Source organism: Actinoplanes sp. NPDC049118 (assembly GCF_040648555.1).
In the GTDB taxonomy this organism is placed as follows: domain Bacteria; phylum Actinomycetota; class Actinomycetes; order Mycobacteriales; family Micromonosporaceae; genus Actinoplanes.
The window spans coordinates 218,265-242,272 of record NZ_JBEZDY010000012.1 but is presented as its reverse complement, the minus strand read 5'-3'; the positions used below and the strand labels follow the sequence as shown (position 1 = coordinate 242,272).

The window sequence follows — 24,008 nt, the reverse complement described above, 5'->3', positions numbered from 1 at the left end:
CCGGGTGAAGCGAGGTCGACCTTCTGTGGTGCACGTGGAAAGTTCTGAGTCGGCTGGTGTTGGCTTCCGTCGGCGCATCGTCCGAACGGCGGAGCATAAGCGATTCGAGGTCAATTAGCGGCAGCCAGTGACCAGAAGTATCGACTTCCACGTCGTATGGTCTGCAACCCAACTGCTACCTATATTTCTGTGATGTCCCGATTTATACGCCAATTCCTCACCCGTCACGCGCCGCCGAGCGGCTCTCGACGTGGCGGGTCAGGTGCTTCCTTCTCAAAGCGACGGCTGTCAGCCGTCGCTTTTGTCTGTGCGGTTACCACCTCAACACAGATGTTCGTCAGCGCGCCCGCCGTCGCGGCGGCAGCTCCGGTCGTCACCAGCCCTGGCAACCAGGCCAGCGGTGTAGGTAGCGCCGTGAGTCTGACGATCAAGGCGACTGGTGGTACCGCCCCGTTGTCTTGGACGGCCACCACCCTGCCGGCCGGCCTGACCATCAACAAGACGACCGGTGTCATCAGCGGCAGCCCTTCGGCGACCGGTAGCTACGCGACGAAAGTGACCGCGACCGATGCCGCGAAGCTCGCCGGCACCGTCTCCTTCACCTGGACCACGGGAACCGCACCAACGGTTGCGAACCCCGGCGACCGGGCGAGCACGGTCAACACCGCCGTGTCGGTAACGAGTGCGGCGACCGGCGGCACCAAGCCGTACACCTGGTCCGCTACCGGCCTGCCGACCGGACTGTCCATCAACGCCTCGACCGGCGCGATCACCGGGACACCGTCACAGACGGGCAAGTTCGCCACCACGGTCACCGCCACGGCGGCAAACAAGATCGCCGGCAAGGCTTCCTACAACTGGGATGTGGCCACCGCGCTGACGGTGACGAACCCGGGCACCCAACAGGCCACCATCGGTACGTCCTTCTCCAAGACCATGACCGCCGGTGGGGGGACCAGCCCCTACACGTGGTCGGCGACCGGTCTGCCCGCCGGGCTGACGATCAACGGCTCTACCGGTGCAATCTCGGGAACGCCCACGAGTGCCACCACCACCACCACAACGGCGGTCACCGCGACCGACGCGGCCAAGCGCACCGGCACCGTGTCGTTCACGTTCACCACCGCGTCGGCACCCACTCTGACCAACCCGGGACCGCAGACCGGCACCGTCGGCACGACGATCTCGAAGACGTTGACCGTCTCGGGTGGGACCACCCCCTACACGTGGTCGGCCACCGGCCTGCCCGCCGGACTGGCCATCAACGCATCAACCGGGGCCATCACCGGCAAGCCCACCTCGGCCGGTGAAACGAACGTGACCGTGACCGTCACCGATGCTGCGAAGCGGGCCAGCAGCGCCACCTTCGTGTGGACCATCGGCTCGGTACCGACGGTGACCAGCCCTGGTAACCAGCGCACCCCCGTGGGCCAGAGCACCTCGCTCACGCTGGACAGGATCGGCGGCACCGCTCCGTACCGGTGGTCGGCGACCGGCCTGCCCGCCGGACTGACCATCAACACGAACACCGGAGCCATCACCGGCATCCCAACCACGGTCGGCACCTCCACCACCGCGGTGACCGTCACCGACGCCGCCAGCCGCACGAACACCGTGTCATTCAGCTGGGTCATCGCTCTCGCGGTCAGCAACCCCGGCATTCAGAAGGGCACGAAAGGCACCCCTCTCGCGCTTTCGATGACCGTAGCCGGCGGGAAGGCGCCCTACACGTGGTCCGCCACCGGCCTACCCGCCGGGCTGACCATCAACACCTCCACCGGAGCCATCACCGGGACGCCGACCAGCACCACCGCCTACACCAGCAAGGTGACGGCCAGGGACGCCTCCGGAAACACCGGCGACACCACGTTCAGCTGGCAGATCGCCACACCGATCACGATCGCCTCCACCAACATGTTCGCCGTCGTCGGCGTCAACACCCACGTGGCGTTGGAAGCATCAGGCGGCTCCGGAACATATACCTGGTCAGTCACCGGCCTTCCGGCCGGGCTACGTCTGGACACGACCACAGGCCTCATCACCGGCACCCCGGATGACATCGGCCAGGATGACGCCTGGATCCCTGTCACCGTCACGGCGACCGACACCGCAGGCCGCACCAGCAGCCTCGACAACGGCGTCCGCGTCGACCGGCGCATCGCCATACGCACCGGTACATATGGCTCTGACGGAGACTGGTTCTCGATCAGCGCCTACGACGTGGGTAGCTACTCGGTGCAGATCCTGGACGTCACCACCGGACAGGTCTTCGCTGCGCAGCAGACCAACGGAGACTGGACAGCCCGCCTGCCCTACAAAGCTACAGGCATCCATACATTCACAGCCCGCCTCGCCACCTCGGACGGCACCGCCATCCAAGCCACCAGCCTGCCGGACTCTTTCGACTTCTCGCACCCGGCCCCGTACAACCCCCAGTGGCTGAAAAGGGATCTGGGCTACAACCTGGAATATCCCAGCAGCGGCGCTGTCGACCACGTCGAAATCCATGCCTACGCGCTGACGTATCTGACGACCAGCACGTTGTACCTCGAGATCGAAGACGTCACCACTGGCGAGATCCTCGCCTCGTGTGCATCCGGCCATCAGTGCGACACCACCGTGACAGCCGACCGGGCAGCCCACCACATCACCGTCGGATACTCCACCTACACAAACGGCGTCCGCGAGCGGAAGAGCTCCATCAACGTCGGCCCGATCGACTTCGGTCCCTGGTGGGTCAAGGCGGTCCCGTACGTCATCGGTAACAGCACGGGCGGCAGGTGGGAAATCCACATGGTGACCAACCGGAGCCCGGGGAACGATACCTACAGCCCGAGCTACTACCGGATTGCCGCGTTCGATGCGACAACCTCGGCGAAACTCACCACCGGATGCAAAGTCGTCAGCCCGAGCGGCGACCTCTCCCAGATGAACATCTCGCCCGAATACCCATACACCGACGAGAACGGGGAAGAGTACTACCGGCCCGCCTGGCGTCCAGACGCCCCGCCGGTCTTCCGGTGTATCGGGAGCTTGCCCTCGCCAGGCACACTCATCAATTACCGCCCGTTCGATCCGACACACCCCGTACAGGTCACCATCAACTACGACACGACATTCGCGTGCACGCTACAAGGCCCTGACTGCGGAACCGAACTGGTTGCATCGGCCGTCACCTCCCTGGCCGGCGGAATCGAATGGCAGAACGTCGACGGAGCGACTTGGCGCGGCGGAGACCGTCCTCTCATTCCCCGCAGCGACATCAACGAATCCGAGATCCCTTCGGCAGACGCGACCCCGTCGAGCATCTCCCTGTGGTGGGCCCTCCTCAACGGCCGGCAGCGGGAATACGCACTCCAGACCTACCCACAACGGGTGCGGCATCTCGACGGGCTTCCGGCCGCCGTCCGGGACAAGGCCAACAGGCAGTACCTCATGGATCTTCGCCACTCATTGACCGCAGAGAAAGCCACATACATCGATAATCCGGCGCGGCAGGACCAGGTGAGCGCCATCGACGTGAAACTGAACCGGATCGAAAGGACCTTCGCCGCACTGACTATGCTGTCGGACCGAGGTGATACCGGGTTCCTACTCGGTATAGACCTGGAAGACGATGGCAAGATCATCATCGCGGACCAAGACCCGGACAAGGCCCGCCATGCCGCAGTATGGGTTCCCGGCTTCACTACGACCATCGACAGCTCACTGCAAACCGATCCAGAATCCAACCTCTATCGCATCATCAACCTCAAGGACAGCGCCGATCTCATTACTCCCGCGGCGAACGATGTCTCCACGATCATGTGGCTCGGATACGATGCCCCTGACCTCGGTTCCATTGGAGGCACTGTCTCCGTGGCCCTCTACCACCGCGCGGAAGAGGGTGCGGAACCGTTGACCAGGTTCGTCGACGGGTTACGACTGGCCCACAGCTCAGGCGCCTACCACCTCACGGTCTCAGGCCACTCCTACGGATCCACGGTGGTTGGTGAAGCCGCCCGCAGCGGGAACCTGCGCGCCGACGACATCTTGGTGGCCGGCAGCCCCGGCATGCACGTCCACAATGCCTGGGAACTGATGATCGACCCGAAACACGTGTGGGCCGGTGCCGCCTGGAACGACCCGGTGGCGGTGAGCGGTTGGGGTGCCATCGCGTGGGTCCACGACATCAGCCCGCACGTTGAGTCTTTCGGCGCCAACCGGTACGTCGTCGACACCTCCGGACACAGCGACTACTGGACGCCTGGCTCAACGAGCTTGAAGAACCAGGCCAAGGTAATTGCGGGCCGGTACACCGATGTCAGCCTGGAACACGGCGATGCGCCGCCGAGTATTTCCTGACGTAGGGTGAGGAACGAGTACCAGGTCCGCGACTGGCGGGCCTGGTACTTCTCGTATTGCCCCCTACCCATGTGGCGGGTGGACCCGGCAACGGAGAGTCTCACCCCCGGTCGCTCGGAACCGGGCATGAAGATTCTCGCGGGCATCGCTACGCGAGCGCCGCAACTGTTCCTGCCATCAGAGCACCGAAGACGTGAACGGCTGAACGGTGAGGCCAGGCGAATCGAGAGGTATATGCCCGGTTCTGAGAGAGCCGGGCGCAAACACCCCGGCCGTTCGCATAGCTGCCGCGGGGGCAGACCCCGCCGCACCCGTCACCAACTCCGGCGTGGGACGAGCGCTGACGGCAAGAAGCAGCGAGCTGTAGTCGTCACCTAAACATTACTCCTGACAGAGGGACGTGGCGTACGATGTTGAATGTGGCCGATCTCCGCCGGAAGGCTCTCCGAGTCGCAGCTTGGATAGCGCTGGCTGCCATGACGTTATGGCAGATGTTTACTCTTCTGTTGGCGCTTCTCATCTACGCTTCGACAGAACGTTGCACTTATTCCGATGCGGCAGTCTGCACCACCGTCGGGAGGCTGACCGCTATTGGGGCAGCTCCCGTTAGCGCCGCAATTGGCATATTGCTGCTCGTTCGCTGCCTCACAACAAGGCGCCGTTACGTATTGTATATTGTTCTGGGAATTGCGATTCCCGTTGCGGGCTACCTCGTGTCGCACGCACTTGCCCTTGGCGCTCCGGGTGCCTAGTGCTGCTCTGTCACGGCCTATTCCGCGGCGGCGTTTCGGTTGCGGAAATGGGTTGGCAGGGGAGGCGGGCGCCAATGAGGCGTGCGAGCGTGCCCGGCCTGGGTGACACGAGGTCGGGACACACACGCGGCCGGTTCAGCGGGATCGGTAGACGCGGTTCAGAGCGTCCTCGCGATCCTGCAACGCCCGCAACCGGGCCGGGGTCAGCGTCGAGTCGCGGAACTGGAACAGGTACTGCGCACCGGTCCGGGGCTCGGCGTGCTGGTTGCCTGCGCTGAGCTGTTTCCATTGGCTGTCGGTGAGGACCGGTTCGGGCCGGCCGGTGCCGTTGGCGACCACCGACAATCCCGGCGGCAGGTACCCGCCGTCGTCGTACAGGGCGGGCAGGATGCCGCCGTCGCGCAGTGCCCAGTGCACGTGGTTGTAGTGGTTGGCGGCGACGGCCCCGCTGTAGACGTGCGGTTCGCCGTTGTGGATCTGCCGCCGCCCGGCCGGGGTGAAGATCAGCTCCCGCGAGTCGGGGAACGCGTCGTGGATCCAGTCGAAGACCCGCATCAGCGGGGGCACGTCGACGGCCCGGCCGTGCTCGCCGTTCGCGGCGTCCATCCCGTGGTAGGAGCGGTTGCCGGTCACGGTGATCGCCCCGGGCCGGTAGCCGCTGATCAGCGGCAGACCGGGGAACGGGCCGTGCAGGATCCGCATCATCTGCGCGGAACCGATCCCGCCGCGGCTGGACCAGTGGGGGCCGTCGCCGGTGAACAGCCGCTTCACTCGGTCGATGACCGCGTCCAGCAGCCGGGCCGGGACGGCGGTGACCGCCCGGCCGATCATGCTGGTGCGGCCGGGGACCAGGTTGAGCAGGTCGTGGGTGACGCGGCGCAGTACTCCGGCCGGGTCGGTCAGGACGTCCTTGAGGCCGGTGAGTGCGTCGCCGGCCTGCTTGCGGACCTTGCTGAGCAGGTCCCCGAACCCGTCACCGGCACCCGGCCCGCCAGGGCCGGGTGTGGTGGCGTGGGTGGCCAGGTAGTCCTGCACTCCCGCGACGCCGCCGGTGCGGGCTGCCCGGTTGATGCCGTCGACCCAGCCGGTGCCGAGCGCGGCGGTGCCTTCGGGGCGCAGGATCGCCTCGCCGCCGGACAGGTCCAGCATGCCGCCGGTGGCCGAGACGAACCGGTGGACATCGCGGCCAGGGGTGTAGCCGGGCAGGATGCCACCGTCGGCGAACTTCACCGGGGGCAGCTTGTCGTTCCAGCTTGCCGGCAGGTCGATCCGTACGTCGTCGGGCTTGACGTGAAACGCCTTCGCCAGGGTGTTGTAGCCCTTCAGCAACCCATCGTTCAAGACCGTTTCCACGATGAAGCGGATCGGCGTTTTCGCCGCGTTGACCAGCAGCGCGAACGCGGTCGCCAGTACCGCCAGACCCTGCTTGAACCGCGGAGCCACGTGCACGGCGATCACGTCACGCAGGTAGTCGAAAAACGGGCGGATCCGGTCCCAGACCGGCTTGACCCCGGCAGTCCAGAGTTGGCCGAAAACGAACGCGAGCGCCTTCGCTCCGATCTGGACGATCCCGGCCAGGACCTGGAACGCGGCACCGGCGACCTTGAACGCGACTCCGATGGCCTCGAAGGCGGGTTTCACGATCGCCGAGTACAGCCAGCTCAGCGCCGGTCCGACGATCTTGGTGATCCACCAGCTGATCGCGGAGAAGATCGGCCGGCCGATCGTGGACCAGAACCCGGAGACGGCCTGCCCGATGATCGCGAACTGGGTCGCGAAGACCTGCGACAGCGGATACAGGAAGTTCGTCCACAGGAACGCCGCGGCGTCGCCGATCGCGGCGAACGTGGGGGCCAGGATCTGCTGCCACAGCCAGGTCAGCCCGTCCGCGTACAGCTGCACGACCTGATCGACCAGCGTGCGGAACGGCTCGACCGACTGGTACAGCGCGATCACGCCGGCGGCGATCGCGGCGACCCCGGCGACGATCGCGCCGGCCCACCCGAGCGAGATCGCCGAGGTGACCGCGGCGAGTACCGCGATCCCGGCGGCGGCACCGGCGATGGCCCCGACCAGGACCTCGAGGGTGTCGATCGGAATCTTGTTGATCCACTCGAACAACATGGTGAATCCGTCGACGACGGCGGAGCCGATCGGCGCGGCCGCCTCGACGAACCGGATCCCGGTGATCGCGAGCTGCTTGAGCAGGTCCAGGACCGGCGGCGCGTTCTCCCGCGCGTAGGCGAGGAACCGTTGGAATCCCTGGTTGGTGTCCAGGGTGGTGGCCCAGTCCGCGAACCGCTGGGTGATGTCGAGCAGCCCGTCGGAGACCTCGCCGGTCAGCGGGGTGAACGCCATAAACAGGCCGGCCATCCCCCGGGCGATGTTCGATCCGGCGGTGAACAGCTGTTCGATCGTCGGCACGGCCGTCGTCTCGATGTAGGAGAACAGCCGCCGCCACGTCGGATCCTTGAGCTCGTCGACCGCCCTACGGGCGAGCGCGCCCAGCGCGTCGGACACCTGACCGACGAACGTGATCACCCGCGGCAGGGCCGGCAGCACCGCGGTGATCGCGGTCTGCAGACCGGACAGCAGCCCGTCGGACGCCGCCGAGCGCAGCTGGTAGAACTCGTCGCGCAGCCCGAACACGAAACGGGCGAACTCGCGGCCGGTCGGTGACAGCTTGCCCATCGCGGTCTGGACGTTGTCCATGGCGGCGCCGCCGGCCACCCCGGCGCTGGTGTACGCGCGGGCCAGGGCGCGTTGCGAGGAGATGAGCTGCTGCTGCGCCCCGGCGAGGGCGTTCGCGGCTTGCCGCTGCTGGCTGGTCTGCGCCGCGACCTCATCGGCCACGCCACGTTGCGCGGCCGCCACCCGCTCAGCCGAGTCCGCCACGCGCTCCTGGGCGGCCCGGACCCGGTCGGAGCTGTCGACCTGCGCCTTCGCCGCGGCTTTGCGTTCCTCGGCGAGGCGGTTCTGCTGCACGCCGAGTTGCTTCTGCTGCAGCAGCGCCTGTTCGTAGGTGATGCGGGCCTGCTCGCGTTCCTCCTTGGTGGCCAGGGGGTTCGCGATCAGGCGGTCCAGCGCGGCCTTGGCGTCAGCGACATCGATGGTCGCCTGGCGCTGCCGCAGCGCGTTTTCCTCGATCGCCATGGTCAGGTCTTCGAGTTCGCGGCGGGCCTGGCGGCGGGCTTCCTCGCGGGCCGCGGTCAGGTCCTGGAGGGCGCGTTTGTGGACCAGCAGCGTGCGGGCCAGGTTGATCTCAGCTTCTTCGAGGTCGCGGGCCGCGCGGCGCTGCGCTTCGGCGTTGCTGGCCCGCACTGCGGCCAGGCCGCGTTCGGCGGTGGATACGGCGTCGACGGCGCCGGCCACCTGGGACTGCGCCCGTGACAGCGACGCCGCCGACGAGCCGGCGTCGTCGTCGGCCTTGAGGAGCGCGGAGACCGCGTCGCCGATCCCGGAGAAGCCGAGCGCGAGAACCCCGACGGCGATCGTGGACGCGGCGGCGGCGGTGCCGATGAACCCGATCGCCGTGCTCGCCGCGGCGGCGGCCGGCACGATGGCGGTGCCCAAGGAGGCGCCGGTGGCGATCAGCAGCCCGAGCCGGCCGAGGTTGACCTGGGTCGCGTCTCCGAGCCCCGCGAGGGAGCGCAGGCCCCGGTCGGCGTCGACGTCGACCTCGACGTGCGCGTCCTGCCCGTCGAGGTGCTCGACCATCTGGTCGACGGCGGCGAGTTCGGCGGCGCCGGCGGCCGCGTCGAAGCGGAACCGCACGTCGGCGTCGGCCCGCGACAGCTCCTGCAACTGTTCCCGCAGGTGCGCGATCGCGGCCAGGGCCACGGTTTCGTCGATGTCGATGCCGACCCGGCGGCCCGCGAGGGCGGCGAGCTGGCCGCGGATGCCCGCGATGGTCAGTTCCGCGTCCGTGGAGTCCGCGTGGATGTCCAGCACCGGAAGGCGCTGCATGGCGTTGCGGATCGCGGTCTGGGTCTGGCCGGAGAACGTGCGGGCGAACGCGTCCGCGGCCTGCTTGGCGATCCGCTCCGCGTCGCGGGCCGCGTTGGCGGCGGCCTGCTGTGCGCGGCGCCGCGCGTCGGCCTGCTGCTCGGCGGCGGCCTTCTCCGCCGCTTTGCGTGCGGCGTCGGCTGCGGCCTTCGCCGCGGCGTCGGCCGCCTGCTGGCCTTCGGTCTTGACGTCGTCGAAAAATCCGAGCAGTTCGCGGCGGGCCCGGTCGGTGTCGGCGTTCAGCTCCACCGAGGTGTTGCTGTCGGTGATCTCCTGCAGCAGGGCCTTGAGGCGCAGCATCGCGGCCATCGCCGCGACCTCGTCGATGTCGACACCGATACGCGTGTCGTGCAGCCGGGCGAGTTCGTCGCGCAACGCGTGCACGGCCCGGTCGGCGTCGGAGGAGTCTGCGGTGAGCTCCACCTCGGGCAGCGCCCGAAACGCCGCCTCGATTCGCTTGTGGAACGCCGTCGCGAAGGTGCCCGCCAGCCCGGCGCCGGTGCGGTGCAGGTCCGGGCCGGCGGTCCGGGCGGCGCGCTGCGCGGCCTGGCTGAGCCCGGCCGGCAGCGTGTCGTCGAGCTTCTTGCCGAACTGCCGCGCGAGCCCGTCAAGGCCCTTGGTGATCTCGCGGTCGATGAACCGGAAGGACGGTACGACCTGCAGAAACGCGGTGCCCGCGTGGTAGGCCATCACCGCCCCCAGCTGCCGCAACGCGGCTACGGCGAGACGCGACGACGGCTATTGGGCCGCGGGGACGGGGTCGCCGGCGGCCCGGCTGCTCCGGCGTGCGGGCGGGCGGGGCGGGGCGGGTTGGGTGCCGTTGGGCAGCAGCCGGGCGACCAGGCTGCGGTGCTGCACGCGGGCGCGGCGCTTGCGCACCCGGTCGGCGGCGGTCCGCGGCCGCGGATACGCGGCGATCTTCGGTGGCTTGCCGCCGGCGGCGGCGGTTACCGCCTGGATCAGCTCCCCGAGCCGGTCGTAGGTGTGCGTGGCCATCTCCAGCTCCGGGCTGAACTGCGACATCGCCGCCGCCAGCCGCCCCGGCCCGGCCGGCGGCCGATCCAGGAGTTGCTCGGCGAGCTGCTCGTCATCGCTCAGCGCCTCGACGAAGTGGCTGTTGCGCGGCAGCGCGTCGATGACGTTGAGCAGCCTGCGCCACCGGCGTTGCTGCCACAGCGCGTGCAGGTCGAGCCCGTGCGGCAGCAGGTCACGTTCGATGGCCTTTCCGTAGCGGGCCAGCAGACCGGCGAGGCGCTGGTCATCGGCCGGACTAGCGCACAGCCCGTAGTGGGTGCGGTAGGTGCGCACCAGGTGCCGCATCCGGTACTCGGGCAGCGCAGCCACCAACGGCCGGCTGTCGGGGTAGACCAGCAGCTGTAGGAATAGCCGCCGGTCGCCTGTGCCGGCGGCGACCGCGCGCCACGACGCCGTGCGCGGATCCCGCAGCCGGACCGGCCGACCGAACGCGCGGACCCGCAGCCGGCGGTGCGGTCGCTCCGCGTCGACCTCATCGAGGTCGAACCCGTACGCCGGTGGGTCAGGGCGCGGGGACACCGTCAGGGCTGAGGTTGTAGTGCGCCCGGTAGTCGCCCAGCAGCTTCTCCAGGCGGTAGATCTCCATCCGGTGAGCCAGCAGCGTGGCCCGCTGCTCCGGGGGCAGCAGGGTGTGCATCATCAACCGGGGTTTGCCCTGCGCCGCGTCGAGCTCCTGCCAGTCGGTGTCGATCTGATCCATGAGCAGCCAATTGCGGCCCTTGTAGGTGAACCAGAACGGCTTCGGCCGATCGGTCGGGCGTTCGTAGGCGTCGAGGTCGCACACCACCTCGACATCTCCGTCCCCGAGGACCGGCGCGACATCGAGGACCGCGCCGGCCAGGGTGGTGGTGTCGTCGTGCGGGGTTACAGCAGTCATCAGGGAAACTCCTCACGGATCGGTACGGCACGCGGCCGCGCCGGGTCAGCGGTTCTTGGTGGTGGCGCCGGCCCGCAGCTCACGAGCGGACGCCGGTTCGGCAGCGGGCGCAGGGGCAGGCGCCGAAGCGGTGCCGTCGAGCTTGGGCAGCCAGCCGTCGAAGGCCAGCGCCACCGCATCCGACGCGGTGTAGGCGATGCGCTCGATGACTTCACCGTCAGCGCCGGCCTTGACGTACGCACCCAGCGGCGTGCCGTCGCTGCCGGACGGTGACAGCCCTGGCCCTCGGTTCACGGCCATACGACTCCTTCTCTCTTGTCCCGGGGATGCGGGGATGGCGACAGGCTTGGAGCCGACGCGCGTGGCCACCCATGGCGGTTACGGGGTGGTGGGCTCTCGGTCGAAACCCATGGAGGCGAGCAGGGCAAGCCATCCCGGCCCGGCCCAGTGCCAGCGGTGCGAGAACCCCACCGCGCTGTCCTTGTATCCGGTGAAGGTCATCGGATACTGGATCGGGTCGTCGCCCTCGCCCATGTTCTGATCGCCGAACTCGGTGATCCGGGCCCTGGGCATGTACCGGCCGAAGTAGATCTCCCCGGCCTCGACCTCGTCCACGAACAGACCCAGCACCCGGTAGTACCGCGGCTTGGGCCGGTCCGGCTTGGCGATGGCGACCTCACCGCTGCCGGCGGTCGCGCGCAGCGCCGCCACGTCAGCGCCCGTGAACAGGCCGATGACCTGCTTCTTCGTCTCCTGCGCGTTTATCGCCATCGTGATCTCGTCGCTGGTGACGTCCTCGCGGGTCGACTCGACCGACCCGAACGAGCGGACCTTCGTCGTCTCCGTCGTGCGGGCGAACGCTGCCGCGTCGGTGCTCAGGTGCCCGAGGTCGCCCCACCCGGCAGGCAGCGGCAGCAGTTCCCCACCGGTGGTGGTCAGGGCACCCAGTGAGGGCACGCTCTCCGGCGCGACGAACACGCTGCCGTCGAGCGCCTTACGGATCAGTTCGGCCTTTTTGTCTTGCAGGGCCGCGTACGACACGCAGCTCACCTCACAGACGAGTAGCCGCCCGGCACGAGGCTCGGGCGGAAGTGGAGGAGGGTGGCGGTGCGCGGGTCAGCGCGCGGGGGCGCGGCGGCTGACGAGCAGGTATCGGCCGGTGAACCGGCGGATGCCGGGCGCCCACGGCAGCTCGATCGGAACGGCGTCCACGCCGACGCGGTCGACGCGGCCGTTGCCGGCGCGCAGCCGCTGCCCGGTCAGGAATTCGTGCACGCGGGCGGCCAGTTGCTCGCCCTCGGTGTAGGTCTTGTGGAAGACGTCGACGTCGACGCGGGCGTGGTCGCTGAGCCGGTCGCTGTGCCCGCCGGTGCGGGTCACCCGGGCGAACGGCAGCCGCTGTGCGAGGTCGGCCGGGGTCTGCGTCGCGACCCGGCCCGCGCCGATCAGCGGGGTCAGGACCTCGATGAGCAGCACGTGGACGTCGGGGAATCGGCGCGTGAGGTCGGCGAGATCGCTCATGTGCCGCGCCCGAGGACGTCGATCCAGTCGAGAACCTTCGCGAGCACCCGGTGGGGGTCGACGGTGGGAGTGCCGACCTCGACGAGGATCGCGTGATCGGACGTGTTGGCCAGTTGCGCCGTGACCCGGGCCATCGGCGGGCGGCCGATGTCGGTGACGATCGTGTCGACGATCTCCCACGAGCGCTCGTAGTCGCCGGTGTCGCGCGGCGAGATGAATTCGGCGTACGGCAGCGCCGTCGCGGCGATGTCGTGCACCGCGTGGCGTAGTTCCGGGCCGACCGCGCACGCGGCGATGCCCTTCTTGTCGAGCACGAAGCGCACCCGCACCTCGACCATGCCCGTCACCCCCTGGCCGTCCGGGTGGGATCCGGCCGCGCCACCGGGGTGCATGGGTCAGCCGGTCGTGCGGCGGACCGGGATCTCGGTCACGGTGTTGAGCCACTCCCGCGGGGTGCCGGCCACCTCGTAGAGCAGCCCGCGGACCCGGACCTGATCCTGGGCGTCGACCCGGGTGCCGGGCGGGGCGTACACGGTGGCGTCGGCCTGCACGGTGTTGGCGTTGACCTCCAGCTCCCGCGTAGCGCCGGGAGCGAACAGGCAGTCGGGCACCACGGTTTCGGCGCCGGTGCCGGGGATCGGATCGCCGAACCCGTCCTTACGCGGCGGGTGCACGATCACGACCGGCTCGGTGTCACCGCCTGCGGCGAACATCGCGCAGGTGGGCGAGAAGGCGGAGATGGTCCAAGTAGCGAAGGTCGACGGTGTGTCCGGGCCGCGTCCAGATGGTCCCGGCCCGGCGCCGGTTGCGGCGGACGCCGGCCAGCAGCGTCGTGTCCGCGGCGGTCAGCGCAAGCAAGCCACTGGCCAGGTCCGGGTCGTAGGAGCGGGAGAACGGGCCGGTCGTCTGCGCGCGCAGCCCGTCCGGGTTGCGCATGACCCGCACCGTCATGTTGAGTACGGCCAGCCCGACGCTGTCACCTGGCAGCTGCCCGGACGCGATCCGCTCGCCCAGCGTGGGATAGGTGTCGCGGACCAGCTGCGACGCCCGGCGCAGCAACGCCCGCACGAGGGCTTCGCGGGCCGGGGACAGCGCCCCGAACAGTTCGGTGTACTCCTCGACGGTGGCCAGCGGCGGCGGCCCGTCGATGGTGCGGAACCGCACGTGGTACGCCTCGCTCTGCGCGGCCGTGCCGGTGCTGCGGAACACCGCGCGCCACAGTCCCGGCTGATCGCCGATGAACGTCGCCGGGTACTGCCCCGGCGCCGACGGTGACTCGACGACCGGCGCGGCGTCGATGACGACGGTGCCGTCCGGCCGCGACCAGGTCGCAGTGACCGTCGCACCGGGAGTGGTGGTGAAGATCAGTTCGACGGCGTCGCCGACGTCCACGGCTCACCTCCGTCGCAGTGCGCCTGGTGCACGTCGGCGACGCGACATCGGGGTTGCGGCGCCATCAGTCGGCGTCGTCGGTGGTGCGCAGGTGCCCGGCCCGGACGCAGGCGGCGATGATGTCGCCGCGGTCGGCGTCATCGGCCACCGTGACGTGCACCGCCGCCGCGTATGCCCGCCACGCCTCGGCACCGGAGCCCTTACCGGAGCGCGGCGGCGGCACTACGGCCGGCGAGCCACCGCCGTCTCCGTCGCTTGCCGGGTCGCTGTCCGGGGGCACCACCACCGGCGCCGGTTCCGATTCCGGTTCGGGCGCCGGTGTGGCGTCGAGGGTCCAAGTCGGCGCCGCCAAGCCGGCGAAGACGGGCTCGGGCTCCGGCGGGCCGGCGTGCTCGGGTGGCCAGGCGCGCGGGTTGGTGATCCGTGCGGCGATGTCGGCGGGCAGGTCGTGGTCCGGGCCATAGGCCCGACCGTCGATGATCACCCAGGCGGCGAGGCGGCGTTGCTGCATGTCGGCCACCTCGCTTACAGAACCTTGGCGGTGAGCAGCCGCTGCGGTTGGCCGATGACGGGCATACCGACGCCGCCGACCTTGGTCCACGTCCTGGTCGGGTCGCCTTCCTTCATCACCACGCCGATCAGGCCTGGAAGCTCCTCGAAGGCGAGCTGCGGGTTGGTGCCGCCGACCAGTTCGAGCGCTTCGGCAGTGATGCCCCAAATGGTGCGGCCCAGGGTGCGCGGATCCTGCGGCAGGTACACCATCCGGTCGGCGGGGATCGGGCGGGTGGAGACCCCGTCGACGTCGACGAGGGTGTTATATGAGACCAGCTGCGGCAGCTCGAACGACTCGAGCAGGGTGTTGAGCTGCGCCCGGCTGATCATCGACGGGGTCACGCCGTTGCCGGCGGCGAGCCGGCGCACGCGTTCGTTGCGCAGCATGTGCCCGATGACGGTCCGGGAGGTGACCGCCCAGGCGGGCGGTTCACCGGCGTCGTCGGTGAAGATGTCGGCCCAGCCGCGCATCTCGTCGAACGGGTCGGAGTCGGCGTGGTTGGTCCAGGAGATCGCGGCGACGGGCAGGTGCGACGGCGGCACCCCGAAGTCCGCCTCCAAGGTCAAACCGTTCTCGCCGCGCAAAGTGAACCGCCCGTCGGTCAGCACGTCACCGCGGGCCAGTTCCTGGCGGGCGTGGACTGCACTGGTGTTGATCTCGGCGTCGTTGTAGACCGCGTCGACCATCGCGCTAGTGATGTCGCCGCCGGAGCGTGCCCGCTCCAGCTTGAGCCGCTCCTCCTCCCCGATCGGGGTCTTCTGCCCCAATGGCGGGAGAGCGACCCGCTTGCGTTCCAGTCCCGGCCTGGAGCCCACCGGGGTCTCAGCGTCGAAGGCCCTGAACTTCGCCGCCCTGTTGGTCCGAATGAGGGTGTCGAAGGCGGCCTCGATGTCGGGAATCGTCTCGTCGGGCAGCCACTGGTTCAGGGTGTAGTTCGCCGGAGACGGGATCCAGCGCACGTAGCCGGTGAGGACGGCCGGCTCCACCAGGTCGTAGTTGATCATCGTGTGGGGGTGTCCTTACCGGTAGCGGAGGGAGCCGGGGGCGGCGGCGATGCCGGCGGGGCCGAGGCCGTGGCCGGCGGGCAGCCGGGCGATGACGATCGCGCCGTGCCAGAGCAGGGCGGCGCCGACGTTCGCGCCGTTGTCGGGGACCCGGATCGAGGAGAAGAGGTGGCCGGCTAGGTGCTGTTGGCCGTTGGTCTCCGTCGGGCCGTAGGGGCCGTAGAGGCCCGCCTTGTCGCCGGAGGTGATCAGCGCGACCGGCATCCCGGACGGGATGGCGCCGTTCGGGTAGTGCGTGGTCCGGGTGAATTCGCTGGTGGCGACGGTGATGGATTCGGTGCAGTCGGTGCCGTGGGCCGAGCCGAGCCAGGCGCGGTCCTCGACCGGGTAGGAGATGGTCTTGACGGAGATGTCCATTGGGGGCGTTGCCCTCCTTGCAAGACGGGGCGGGGACGGGCTGACGCCCGAGAGGGAAGGTCAGGCCGGGGTGTCGGGCCGTGGCTGCTGGCGGCTGGCGAAGCGGGCCTGCGCGGCGGCGCGTCCGGCGGCGAGGCCGGTCAGCGTGGTGGTGCCGGGGTTGCCCTGCCCGTAGTCGGGCAGCTGCCGGGGAAGGCCGACGCTCGCCGGTGACGTCGCGGGTGTTCCGGGTACGGCCCCGGGCAGCGCCGGGGCGGCTGCGGCCGAGGCGGCGGGCACCGCAGTGACCACGGGTGCGGCGGGCGCGGATGCCGCTGACGGTAGGACGGCGTTGACGAAAGCGCCGATCTTGTCGGTGTCGACGCCGATGCCGTCCGCGGTGAGGAACCCGGCGGTGTTGACCCCGGCGATCAGCGCGGTGACCTGATCGGGCTGCAACCGGGCACCGACCGCGGCCCGTAGGTGCGCGTCGACCAGGACGGCGCCTGCCTGCTGCATGGCCTCGGCCCGGCCGGCGTCGCGGGCCGCGGTCACGGCCTTCTCGTGTTCGGTCTGGTTCGCGGCGATGAGGTCGTCGTGGGCGGCGGCCTTGGCGCGTAGCTGCTCGTAGTCGCCCATCGCCTTGAGGCGGTCCTCGTTGCGGCGCGCGTAGTGCCGCCAGTACGCCTCCCGCTGCTCGCCGGTCATCTGTTCCAGGGGCAACCCGGCCGGATATCCCGCTTCCCCGCCCGACGGCGGGGTCGGGCCGGGCAGCGGACTCGCTGGGCCCGGCGCGGGCGGTGGCGTGCCCGGCGGCGCAGGGGGTGCGGGCGGGGTGCCGGTGCCAGGGGCGCCGGTCGGTGCCGCGCCGGGTTCACCGACCGGTTGCGAGCCGCCCCTGACGGGCCAGATCGGCTTACCGGCACGGGTGAGACCGAGCGCGCGCATCGGTTCACCGGTGTGTGGATCTTGCAGACGGGGATGCCCGGGAAGCTCGACGGTCGCGGTGGGCACGGTGGTGGGCAAGGCGATGCGCATGTGGTGTCCCCATGTCGGGTGAAGGTGAACGCGGGCCCCTGACGGGCGCGCGACGAAGCAGCCGACCGGCGTGCGCCGGACAGCAGGTGGTGCGGGATCGACCGGGTGCGGCTACGCGGCGACGCGGTCGGCGTCGGCCGGGGCGGCGTCGCGGCGCGTAGTGCGGGCGACGTCGCGCGGGCTGCGGAAGTGCTGATCGGCGTTGATGAGGATCGGTCCGAGTTCACCGTGTTCGGTGACCTGCACACGGATCTGGCGCAGCGCCTCGCGGGTGTTGCCACCGGCGGCGGCGTAGATGGCCGCGAGGTCGTCGGCGTTGATGGAGAAGCCGGGGTCGGCCGTGTCGCCGACGGCGATGACGCCGCAGCGGCAGCCCGGATGGATCGGCTGCAACTGCTCGTAGGAGTAGACGCGGTCGGCGGCGACCACGCAGATCCCGCACGGCGGACCGCCGCTGCCGAGTTCCGGGCGCAGCACCCTGCGGTAGCCGCCGCGCACCTGGCGGACGCGCATGAACCGGTGGGCCTGGGCGCGGTGCGCGAGGCTGATGTCGGTGTCGACCACCATGGCGGCGCGTTGCAGGACCGTCTGCAGGGCGACCGTGTCGGGCTGGCCCTCGGCGATCTGGTAGCGGTAGAAGCTGGCCAGCCGTTCATACGGCACGCCCGGATCCAGCGGCCGGGTGTCGGCGCGGGCGCCGTCGCCGGTGGCGCGGTCGGCCTGCCCGGCGGGCAGGGCCGGGTCCGCGCCGAGGCTTGCGGTGAGCGCCGCGGCGAGAACCTGTTCGGTGAGCGGGGACAGCACCCGGCGCAGGGCGGTGATGTCGATGAGCCCGACCGGGCCGACCCTGCGGCCGAGGATCACCGACGTGCTGCGGGCGAGGTAGGCGTCAGTGAGCCGCGCCATGCGCCGCTGCGACGGCTGCACCAGGCGCCGAATCTCCGCGATCAGCGCGGCGACCTCGCCGGGGCGCCACCAGCCGCGGAACGTCCGCAGCCGGGACCGGGTGCCGTTCACGGCAGTGCGGGTCACCTGTTCCCGGGCGGCGGCCTGGGCGTTGATCAGCGCGACGAGCTGGGCGAGTTCGGCCTTGGTGAGCTGCCCGTCAGGGCCCGGCATGTCAGATCAGCCCCTCCCCTTCGTCGGTGACGGCAGGCGCGGCGAGCCCGTCCAGCGACGGCAGTACCGGCGGCGCGGCCGGGGCCGGGGCGGTCGGGTCGGGGGTTTGCGCGGCGGCGGCGATCTGCGCCTCACGCAGCTCCTGCTCGTCCCACTCGGACTCCAGCTCGTCGGCACGCTCGGGGGTGTAGCCCCAGATGTCGATGAGCCGGATCCGCCGCGGAATGTCGTTGCCCGCCTTGGACGCGGCATCGGCGCGCTCGGACAGTGACAGCCGGGCCGGCGACGCCCACAGCGTCTCGAGCCTCGACAGATCCGCCCGGGCCGGCTCCCCCGCCTGCAAGAAGCTCAGGGCCATGACCTGCGACCACGGCAGACTGGTCCGGTCGATCCGGTCCTGCGTCTTGAAGATCAAGCCCTCGCGTTGCAGCGACGCCCCCTCCGCGGACTGGTTCACGCCAGAGGGCTGGAGCATCGTCATCGGCGTGCGGGTGACCGCGCCGAACTCCTGCACGTCCGCTTTGACGCCGTCGAGGATCGGGCGCAGGTCGACCGTGGCGGACTCCCACATCTCCGCCCCGGCCGGCAGCTGCCACAGCGCCGCAGGGTCCATCACGAACAGATCGGAGTAGTCGATCTCCTCGCCGGTCTCCTCATCGACGTCGTCCAGGCCCTTGACCGCGCGCTGCCGGAAAGCCTGCATCGTGGCGATGACCAGGCGCTGCAACGTCTGGTGATTGATGCGCGCGAGCAGATCCTGGTGGGCCTCGTACTCCCCCATCTGGTCCTTGTTCAGGAACCGGACCACAGGCAGCCGGTTGAAGCCGAGCGCTCCGGAACGCTCAGGCGCCCAGTCCCATGCCCGAGGGCTCCAGGTGACGCCGATGCTGCCGAGACTGCGGGCGGCGTAGGTGGCAGTGCGGCGGGCGACCCACACCTCACCGGGCAGGTACAGGTAGGCGCGGTCCTCACCCTCGATGTCGTCACGCACCACCTTCAGCGCCGCCCGCAACCGCATCGGGTTCACCGGATGTGGCTCGCCGATGATGGTCCGCGGGTCTTCGGCGGTGACGACCGGCGCGCCCGTCTCCTCATCGACCGGGCCGACGATGACGTACGCCTCGCCGAGATTGAGCATCATGTCGTGCACGTCCGCCGCAGTGACCGGCATCCCGGACCGCTTCCAGATCTGCGCGGCGAGCTTGTCCCCAACCGCACCACCGTCGGCCGCGGTCCGGAACCCCACCGGGGTCATCCGCTCCGACACCGCCGCGACCGCGAGCTGCGCATAGTTCGAGCGGGCCAGCTTCTGGAACGCGATGTACATCTCGCGGACGTTCTCCGCGCCGATCGGCAGCGGCGGGTTACCGCAATAGATGTCGGCCAGCAACCGCAGTCGCTGCTGCCGGCGGCGCTGGTAGAGCTTGGTGAACAAGCGGTCCATCCACCAGCCCGGCGAGTAGCGGGTCTGCACGTCGATCGGCACGCAGGCTCACCCCCGACCGCCGTACGGGGGCACACATCACAGCAACCCAGGGCGAATCGGGTCGACGATGCATCGATCAAGGAATATCGTTGATCAGGTACGGCCCGCCGGTGTCCCCCGTGAATCGGCGGGCCGCACTCATATCCGCATCCCCTTGCGGCCGACCACTGTGTCCACACGCTGTGGATAGGCGGATGCGGCCGGAGCCAGGTACGTGAGAACGGCCGCGTACGGGGCCATTGCTCTCGCGCGGGGCGCCAAGAGCCAACGGGTGGGCGTCTGTCCTTGATCTGTCACCCGGGCTCCGGGGCGCGGCAGGCATGCTGAGTGCCGACCGTCGATGAAAGAGGTTCAGCCTTGCCTGGAAATGCTGTCGCGTTCCTCGCCTACGGCTACGACCTGCCGACCGGCTTGGACGTCGACGAGACCCGGCAGTTGCTGCTCACCGCGGCGGAGATCGACGCACGCACGCACGAGGCGAGCGCCGAAGGCCTGCTCGACGACCCCGAGGCGGATGCGCAGTACCGGCTGTCCGTCATCGGGCTGCACGTCGAGGAATGGGGCGACGCGTACTCCGAGAACCTCTTCCTCGCGGCCAGGGTCAAGATCGTCGAGGACGACGTGCTGCACCCCCTCGAGGACGACGAGTGGGTGACGTTCCCCGACGAACGCCAGCGCCTCGAATGGGCGATGAAGACCCTCGGCGCCGAGGCCGACCAGCCGCCGCGGTGGCAGCTCGGCATGCGGACCTTCGGGTGACGCCGTACACCGGGGCCTGACTCGACATCGAACGGCACCCGCGGGACGGCGGTACAGGTCTGCGCCGCCCCGCGGGTTCACAGCCAGGCAGGTACCCCGGCCACGATGCCCGGCTGAGCCCAGCCCGAGCCAGTTCACGGTCCGGCGATCAGCGGATGCGCCGGGCCCGATACCGGCGCTTCGGCTTCGGGTTGACCCCACCGGCGATGGCGTCCGCCCGGCATTCGTAGGCGAGCACCGCGGCGACCGCGGCGTCGATGAGATCCGGGCTCTTCGGGAACCGCTTGCCGATCTGCAGACCCGCCCGCGACGGGCGCCGCCGGGCGTTGAGGACGTGCCGGCGCAGGACCACCGCCAGGCCCTCACCGCCCTCGATCTGCTCCGGCGCCGGGGTGTAGGAGATGCTCTTGCCCCGGACCGCCTCGTAGAAGCGTTCCAGCGCGGAGACCATCGACCGGCCCCGCGCCGTCCACCATTCCAGGGGCCGAGCCTGCGACGCGCGGACCTTCAGCTTGTCGCCGAACTCGGCCGTCCACTTGTCGAGGTAGTCCTGGATGTGCGGCGGGTCGGCGTAGAAGCCGACCACCCGGAACCGGGCCATCGCCGCGGCGACAGCGGCGTCGACTGCGACCCGGTCCAGGCGGCCGTCGTCGCTGTCGGCGGGCAGCCAGTACCCGAGCAGTTCCAGGTGCCCATCGGACAGCCGGCACGCCACCAGGCAGGTGGAGTCGCCGGAGATGCTCGCGTCCAGGCCCAGCGTGACGACGTCGCGGTCGGCGAGGTGCTTGTCCGGGTCGGCGAGCGCGTCCCATTCCTTCGCCGCGATCCACGCATCGCTGCTCGAGGTTTCGGCGTTGAGGAAGAACCTGCGGCTGTTGGACGGGATGGCGCGCAGGGAGTAGATCTGGTCGACGATGCCGTCCAGGTCGTTCCACGCCATCGCGTCGCCGAAGGCCTCGACGATCGCCGCCCGCAGAGCGGGCTCGTCGGTGAGGTCGGCGCATTCGCCCCACCGGTGATCGAACAGCTGCCGGACCCGGCCGCGTTTGCGGCCGGTGCGGATGAGTTCGGCCTCGCGGTAGGTGACCTCGGCGACCGAGTCCTCGCCCGGCGCGAACATCGTCGTGGTCTCCAAGAACCACGTTCCGCTGAGTTTGCGCTTGACCAGGTTCTGCGTGACGGTCGCGTACATGTCCCGCAGGACCGGCGTGTTGTAGCGGTGCGTCTCGTCGAAGCAGCACCAGGTCTCGCGACCACCGTCCTTGCTGGACGCGGACGCGGTTGACGGCAGCACTTCCCCGCCGCCGGGCAGGTAGATCCGGGTCCGGCCGGCATCGACACCGGGCACCCCATACAGCGGGGCGGTTTCCTCGGTGAGGTTGTAGTAGATGGTGTCGAAGACGTTGCCGGTCTGGCCCTCTTCGGTGGCCATGATCCGCAGGACCGGCACGTGCACGGGCTGGCCCATCGGCTCGCCCGGCTCGTACGTATAGGCGAATCCGAGGCCCCACGGGTCGCGGTAGACCTCACCACCGCGTGCGAAACCCAGGAAACGCGCCGGGCCGAGTGCCTCGAACAGGCCGATCATCCCGGCGAGGCCGCTCTTCGCCGACCCCTTCGGGCGGCTGATGAAGGTGGCGTCGTAGAGGCGGCGGCCCGCCGTGTCGAGGGCGTAGCAGTCGAGGACGAATCCGGCGAACTCGTCAACGAGGTGCACCCGCTGGCCCTGCACCGCGCCGGGCCCCTGGAGCACCAGGAATTCAATCCAGGCGAGGGCCAGCCAGCCGAGCGAGCGGGTTCGGTCGTGGCCGGGGGCGCGCACCAGCGTGCGCGGCATGGCGGGTTACCCGGCGGCGAGCCGCCGACGCCGCGACGGCGCGTCAGCCAGGTCCGTCACGTTCTCGGCCCCGCCAGGTGCGCCGCCCGGGTCGGGGTCGGGCGTACCGGCCGCCCCGGTGAGCTCGTCACCCGGCGGCGGCTCGGTGGTGGCGGGGGCGAGTTTCGGGTCGGTGTAGCGGATCAGCAGTTTGCGGCGGGCCTCGCGGGTCACGCCCATCTGGTCCTCGCGCCGGCGGATCTCGGTCGCCTTCGTCGCGTGGAGCTCACCGGAGAAGTAGCTCGTCCAGAAGTCCTGCTTCAGGTAGGCCGTCTCGATCGCGAACAGCCAGTCCGTCGGCGCCCACAGCACGCAATGCGGCATGATGCGCAGCTGCTCCCACCACGCGGTGACCTGCGGAAACCAGTTCATCCCCGGCACCATCGGCAGATCGAGTTCACTGCCCGGCCCGGCGTAGGGGCTGTCGGGGACCTCAGTGAATTCGGCGCCGCCGTGCCCGCTTCTGCGGTTGTTCGGTGCCGGTCCCGGCCGAGCCATGCTCACCACCCACCGTTCCCATGTCGGGGTGCTGCCGGCACGCCCATGACGGGCGTGCCGGCAGCGGCGGGGCGGGATGCAGAAAGCTAGGCGGACGGAGCAGGCGGGACGGACGGGGTGGGGTCGCTCTCGGCCGTCTCCGGCAGGTCGTCACCTTCGACGAGCACCATGACGGCGTTCGGGTCCGGCGGCGCGTACACGAAGACGACCTGGTGCGACTGCGGCAGGCCGAGCAGCTGGTGCAGCTGCGACGGCCGCAACACGATCTTGATCCGGCGCCGCCGTCCTGCCGTCGGGGCGTTCACGGCGGCGCGGATCGCCGCGCACTGCGCGCAGTCGCGGTGCGCGGCGGCCAGGGCGGGCCGCCGGGCGATGGCGGCCGCGGTGCGGGCGTAGTCGGCGCTCAGGTCGGCGTGCAGCCGGTCGGGGTCGCCGACGTCGTACCACACCTGCTCGGTCCCGCCGCTCACGTAACCGGCTTGGTCCAGGCCGCCGCCCACGTCCGCGGGCCGACCTTCCCATCCGGGTCGAGACGCTTCTCGCGCTGGAACGCGACCGCGACGTCCCTCGACTTCGGGCCGTAGTCGCCGTCGACGCCGATGGTCCAGCCGCGGCGGCGCATCTGGGTCTGCCAGCGCCGGATGTCCTCGCCGTGCATCACCGCCCGACCAGCCACATAGACGAACGTGCGGCCCGGAAACGCGGGCGCGGACGGAGGCGGCGCCGGCGGCTTGGGCTTGCCCTTCAGGTCCGTGATCCCCTTGTTGACCGCGGCGAACAGCTTGTCCCAAGGGAAGGATGGGCCGGGATCGGTGTGGGTGGTGCCGCCCCACGCCCGGCGCATGTCGTCGTGGGAGTAGAACGCGCGGACCTTCGGGTTGCGGCGCATCTCGGCCACGCTCGCCCGGCGGACCTGGAAACCCTTGAAATCGGAGTCGTTGACGATCAGCCAGGCCAGGGCGCGGCCGAGCTTGTCCCACGCGACGTGGGCCAGCCACCAGGCGCGGGACTTGCCGTTGGTTCCCGTGATCTCAACCGAGATCGCGTTCTCGTTGCCCTGCCGGCTGCCGGCGTGCCCGGCACGGGCCTCGGTGTCGAGGGACTGGGTGACGCTGTCGCCATCGACGTAGAGATGCGAGGAGACGCCGTCCGGGCGGTGCTTGGCCCAGTTCGCCTCGCCCTCGTCGCTCGCGTCGTTGCTGGTGTTGTGGATCGCGATGCCGTACTTACGGCCGTCGCCGTCCTTGTAAACGTTGCGGCCGGCCACGAACCGGACGCCAGGAATCTTCGCCATAGGGGTGCTCCCTCGAGGACACGGAGATGGGCAGGAGAGGGCCGCTCAGCGCGCGTGGG

At 69.9% G+C, this 24,008-nt stretch carries 21 protein-coding genes; 2 read left to right on the top strand and 19 right to left on the bottom strand.

Annotated elements, in window-relative coordinates; genetic code table 11:
- Positions 1-330: 330 nt before the first annotated feature.
- A complete protein-coding gene (locus AB0B58_RS20945) occupies positions 331-4,344 on the top strand; it encodes a putative Ig domain-containing protein (RefSeq protein WP_360225738.1) in 4,014 nt (1,337 codons plus the stop codon).
- A gap of 887 nt (positions 4,345-5,231) precedes the next feature.
- Here the strand turns inward: AB0B58_RS20945 and AB0B58_RS20940 are convergent.
- The 15 genes from AB0B58_RS20940 to AB0B58_RS20870 form a co-directional block, all read right to left on the bottom strand.
- The gene (locus AB0B58_RS20940) at positions 5,232-9,791 is read right to left on the bottom strand and encodes a hypothetical protein (RefSeq protein ID WP_360225735.1); all 4,560 of its coding nucleotides are present in this window, start codon (positions 9,789-9,791) and stop codon (positions 5,232-5,234) included.
- A 48-nt stretch (positions 9,792-9,839) separates the two neighbouring features.
- Positions 9,840-10,655: a hypothetical protein gene (locus AB0B58_RS20935; protein WP_360225732.1), complete on the bottom strand. Its 816-nt coding sequence runs from the start codon at positions 10,653-10,655 to the stop codon at positions 9,840-9,842.
- A complete protein-coding gene (locus AB0B58_RS20930; protein ID WP_360225729.1) occupies positions 10,639-11,013 on the bottom strand; it encodes a hypothetical protein in 375 nt (124 codons plus the stop codon). The genes AB0B58_RS20935 and AB0B58_RS20930 overlap by 17 nt, the downstream gene beginning before the upstream one ends.
- A gap of 45 nt (positions 11,014-11,058) precedes the next feature.
- Positions 11,059-11,313: a hypothetical protein gene (locus AB0B58_RS20925; RefSeq protein ID WP_360225726.1), complete on the bottom strand. Its 255-nt coding sequence runs from the start codon at positions 11,311-11,313 to the stop codon at positions 11,059-11,061.
- A gap of 78 nt (positions 11,314-11,391) precedes the next feature.
- Positions 11,392-12,054 carry a hypothetical protein gene (locus tag AB0B58_RS20920; RefSeq protein ID WP_360225723.1) on the bottom strand — a complete coding sequence of 221 codons (663 nt, stop codon included), beginning with the start codon at positions 12,052-12,054 and terminating at the stop codon, positions 11,392-11,394.
- Positions 12,055-12,129: 75 nt separating this feature from the next.
- Positions 12,130-12,534 (bottom strand): hypothetical protein, encoded by a 405-nt coding sequence (locus AB0B58_RS20915; RefSeq protein WP_360225720.1) that lies wholly within the window; start codon positions 12,532-12,534, stop codon positions 12,130-12,132.
- On the bottom strand, positions 12,531-12,872 hold the full coding sequence (locus AB0B58_RS20910) for a hypothetical protein (protein WP_360225717.1): 342 nt from the start codon (positions 12,870-12,872) through the stop codon (positions 12,531-12,533). Before AB0B58_RS20910 ends, AB0B58_RS20915 begins: the two co-directional genes overlap by 4 nt.
- A gap of 57 nt (positions 12,873-12,929) precedes the next feature.
- Entirely contained in the window at positions 12,930-13,247 is a 318-nt protein-coding gene (locus AB0B58_RS20905) for a hypothetical protein (RefSeq protein ID WP_360225714.1), read from the bottom strand.
- Positions 13,228-13,926 carry a hypothetical protein gene (locus AB0B58_RS20900; RefSeq protein WP_360225711.1) on the bottom strand — a complete coding sequence of 233 codons (699 nt, stop codon included), beginning with the start codon at positions 13,924-13,926 and terminating at the stop codon, positions 13,228-13,230. The genes AB0B58_RS20905 and AB0B58_RS20900 overlap by 20 nt, the downstream gene beginning before the upstream one ends.
- 64 nt (positions 13,927-13,990) lie before the next feature.
- Positions 13,991-14,437 (bottom strand): hypothetical protein, encoded by a 447-nt coding sequence (locus AB0B58_RS20895; protein ID WP_360225708.1) that lies wholly within the window; start codon positions 14,435-14,437, stop codon positions 13,991-13,993.
- A gap of 14 nt (positions 14,438-14,451) precedes the next feature.
- Positions 14,452-15,483, bottom strand: coding sequence for a major capsid protein (locus AB0B58_RS20890; protein ID WP_360225705.1), 1,032 nt, complete (start codon positions 15,481-15,483; stop codon positions 14,452-14,454).
- Positions 15,484-15,498: 15 nt separating this feature from the next.
- Complete coding sequence (locus AB0B58_RS20885; protein ID WP_360225702.1) at positions 15,499-15,900, bottom strand: head decoration protein; 402 nt, start codon at positions 15,898-15,900, stop codon at positions 15,499-15,501.
- A 60-nt stretch (positions 15,901-15,960) separates the two neighbouring features.
- Entirely contained in the window at positions 15,961-16,602 is a 642-nt protein-coding gene (locus AB0B58_RS20880; protein WP_360225699.1) for a hypothetical protein, read from the bottom strand.
- Positions 16,603-17,028: 426 nt separating this feature from the next.
- A complete protein-coding gene (locus AB0B58_RS20875) occupies positions 17,029-18,036 on the bottom strand; it encodes a hypothetical protein (protein ID WP_360225696.1) in 1,008 nt (335 codons plus the stop codon).
- 1 nt (position 18,037) lies between these two features.
- The gene (locus tag AB0B58_RS20870) at positions 18,038-19,522 is read right to left on the bottom strand and encodes a phage portal protein (protein WP_360225693.1); all 1,485 of its coding nucleotides are present in this window, start codon (positions 19,520-19,522) and stop codon (positions 18,038-18,040) included.
- A 357-nt stretch (positions 19,523-19,879) separates the two neighbouring features.
- Here AB0B58_RS20870 and AB0B58_RS20865 point away from each other — a divergent pair, with 357 nt between their 5' ends.
- Positions 19,880-20,281 (top strand): hypothetical protein, encoded by a 402-nt coding sequence (locus AB0B58_RS20865; protein WP_360225690.1) that lies wholly within the window; start codon positions 19,880-19,882, stop codon positions 20,279-20,281.
- A gap of 148 nt (positions 20,282-20,429) precedes the next feature.
- On the opposite strand, the gene AB0B58_RS20860 is transcribed toward AB0B58_RS20865, so the two are convergent.
- From AB0B58_RS20860 to AB0B58_RS20845, 4 genes are all read right to left on the bottom strand, one after another.
- Complete coding sequence (locus AB0B58_RS20860) at positions 20,430-22,118, bottom strand: hypothetical protein (protein ID WP_360225687.1); 1,689 nt, start codon at positions 22,116-22,118, stop codon at positions 20,430-20,432.
- A 6-nt stretch (positions 22,119-22,124) separates the two neighbouring features.
- Positions 22,125-22,529: a hypothetical protein gene (locus AB0B58_RS20855; protein ID WP_360225684.1), complete on the bottom strand. Its 405-nt coding sequence runs from the start codon at positions 22,527-22,529 to the stop codon at positions 22,125-22,127.
- 212 nt (positions 22,530-22,741) lie between these two features.
- On the bottom strand, positions 22,742-23,125 hold the full coding sequence (locus AB0B58_RS20850; protein WP_360225681.1) for a hypothetical protein: 384 nt from the start codon (positions 23,123-23,125) through the stop codon (positions 22,742-22,744).
- A complete protein-coding gene (locus AB0B58_RS20845) occupies positions 23,122-23,949 on the bottom strand; it encodes an N-acetylmuramoyl-L-alanine amidase (protein WP_360225678.1) in 828 nt (275 codons plus the stop codon). Before AB0B58_RS20845 ends, AB0B58_RS20850 begins: the two co-directional genes overlap by 4 nt.
- Positions 23,950-24,008 lie beyond the last annotated feature (59 nt).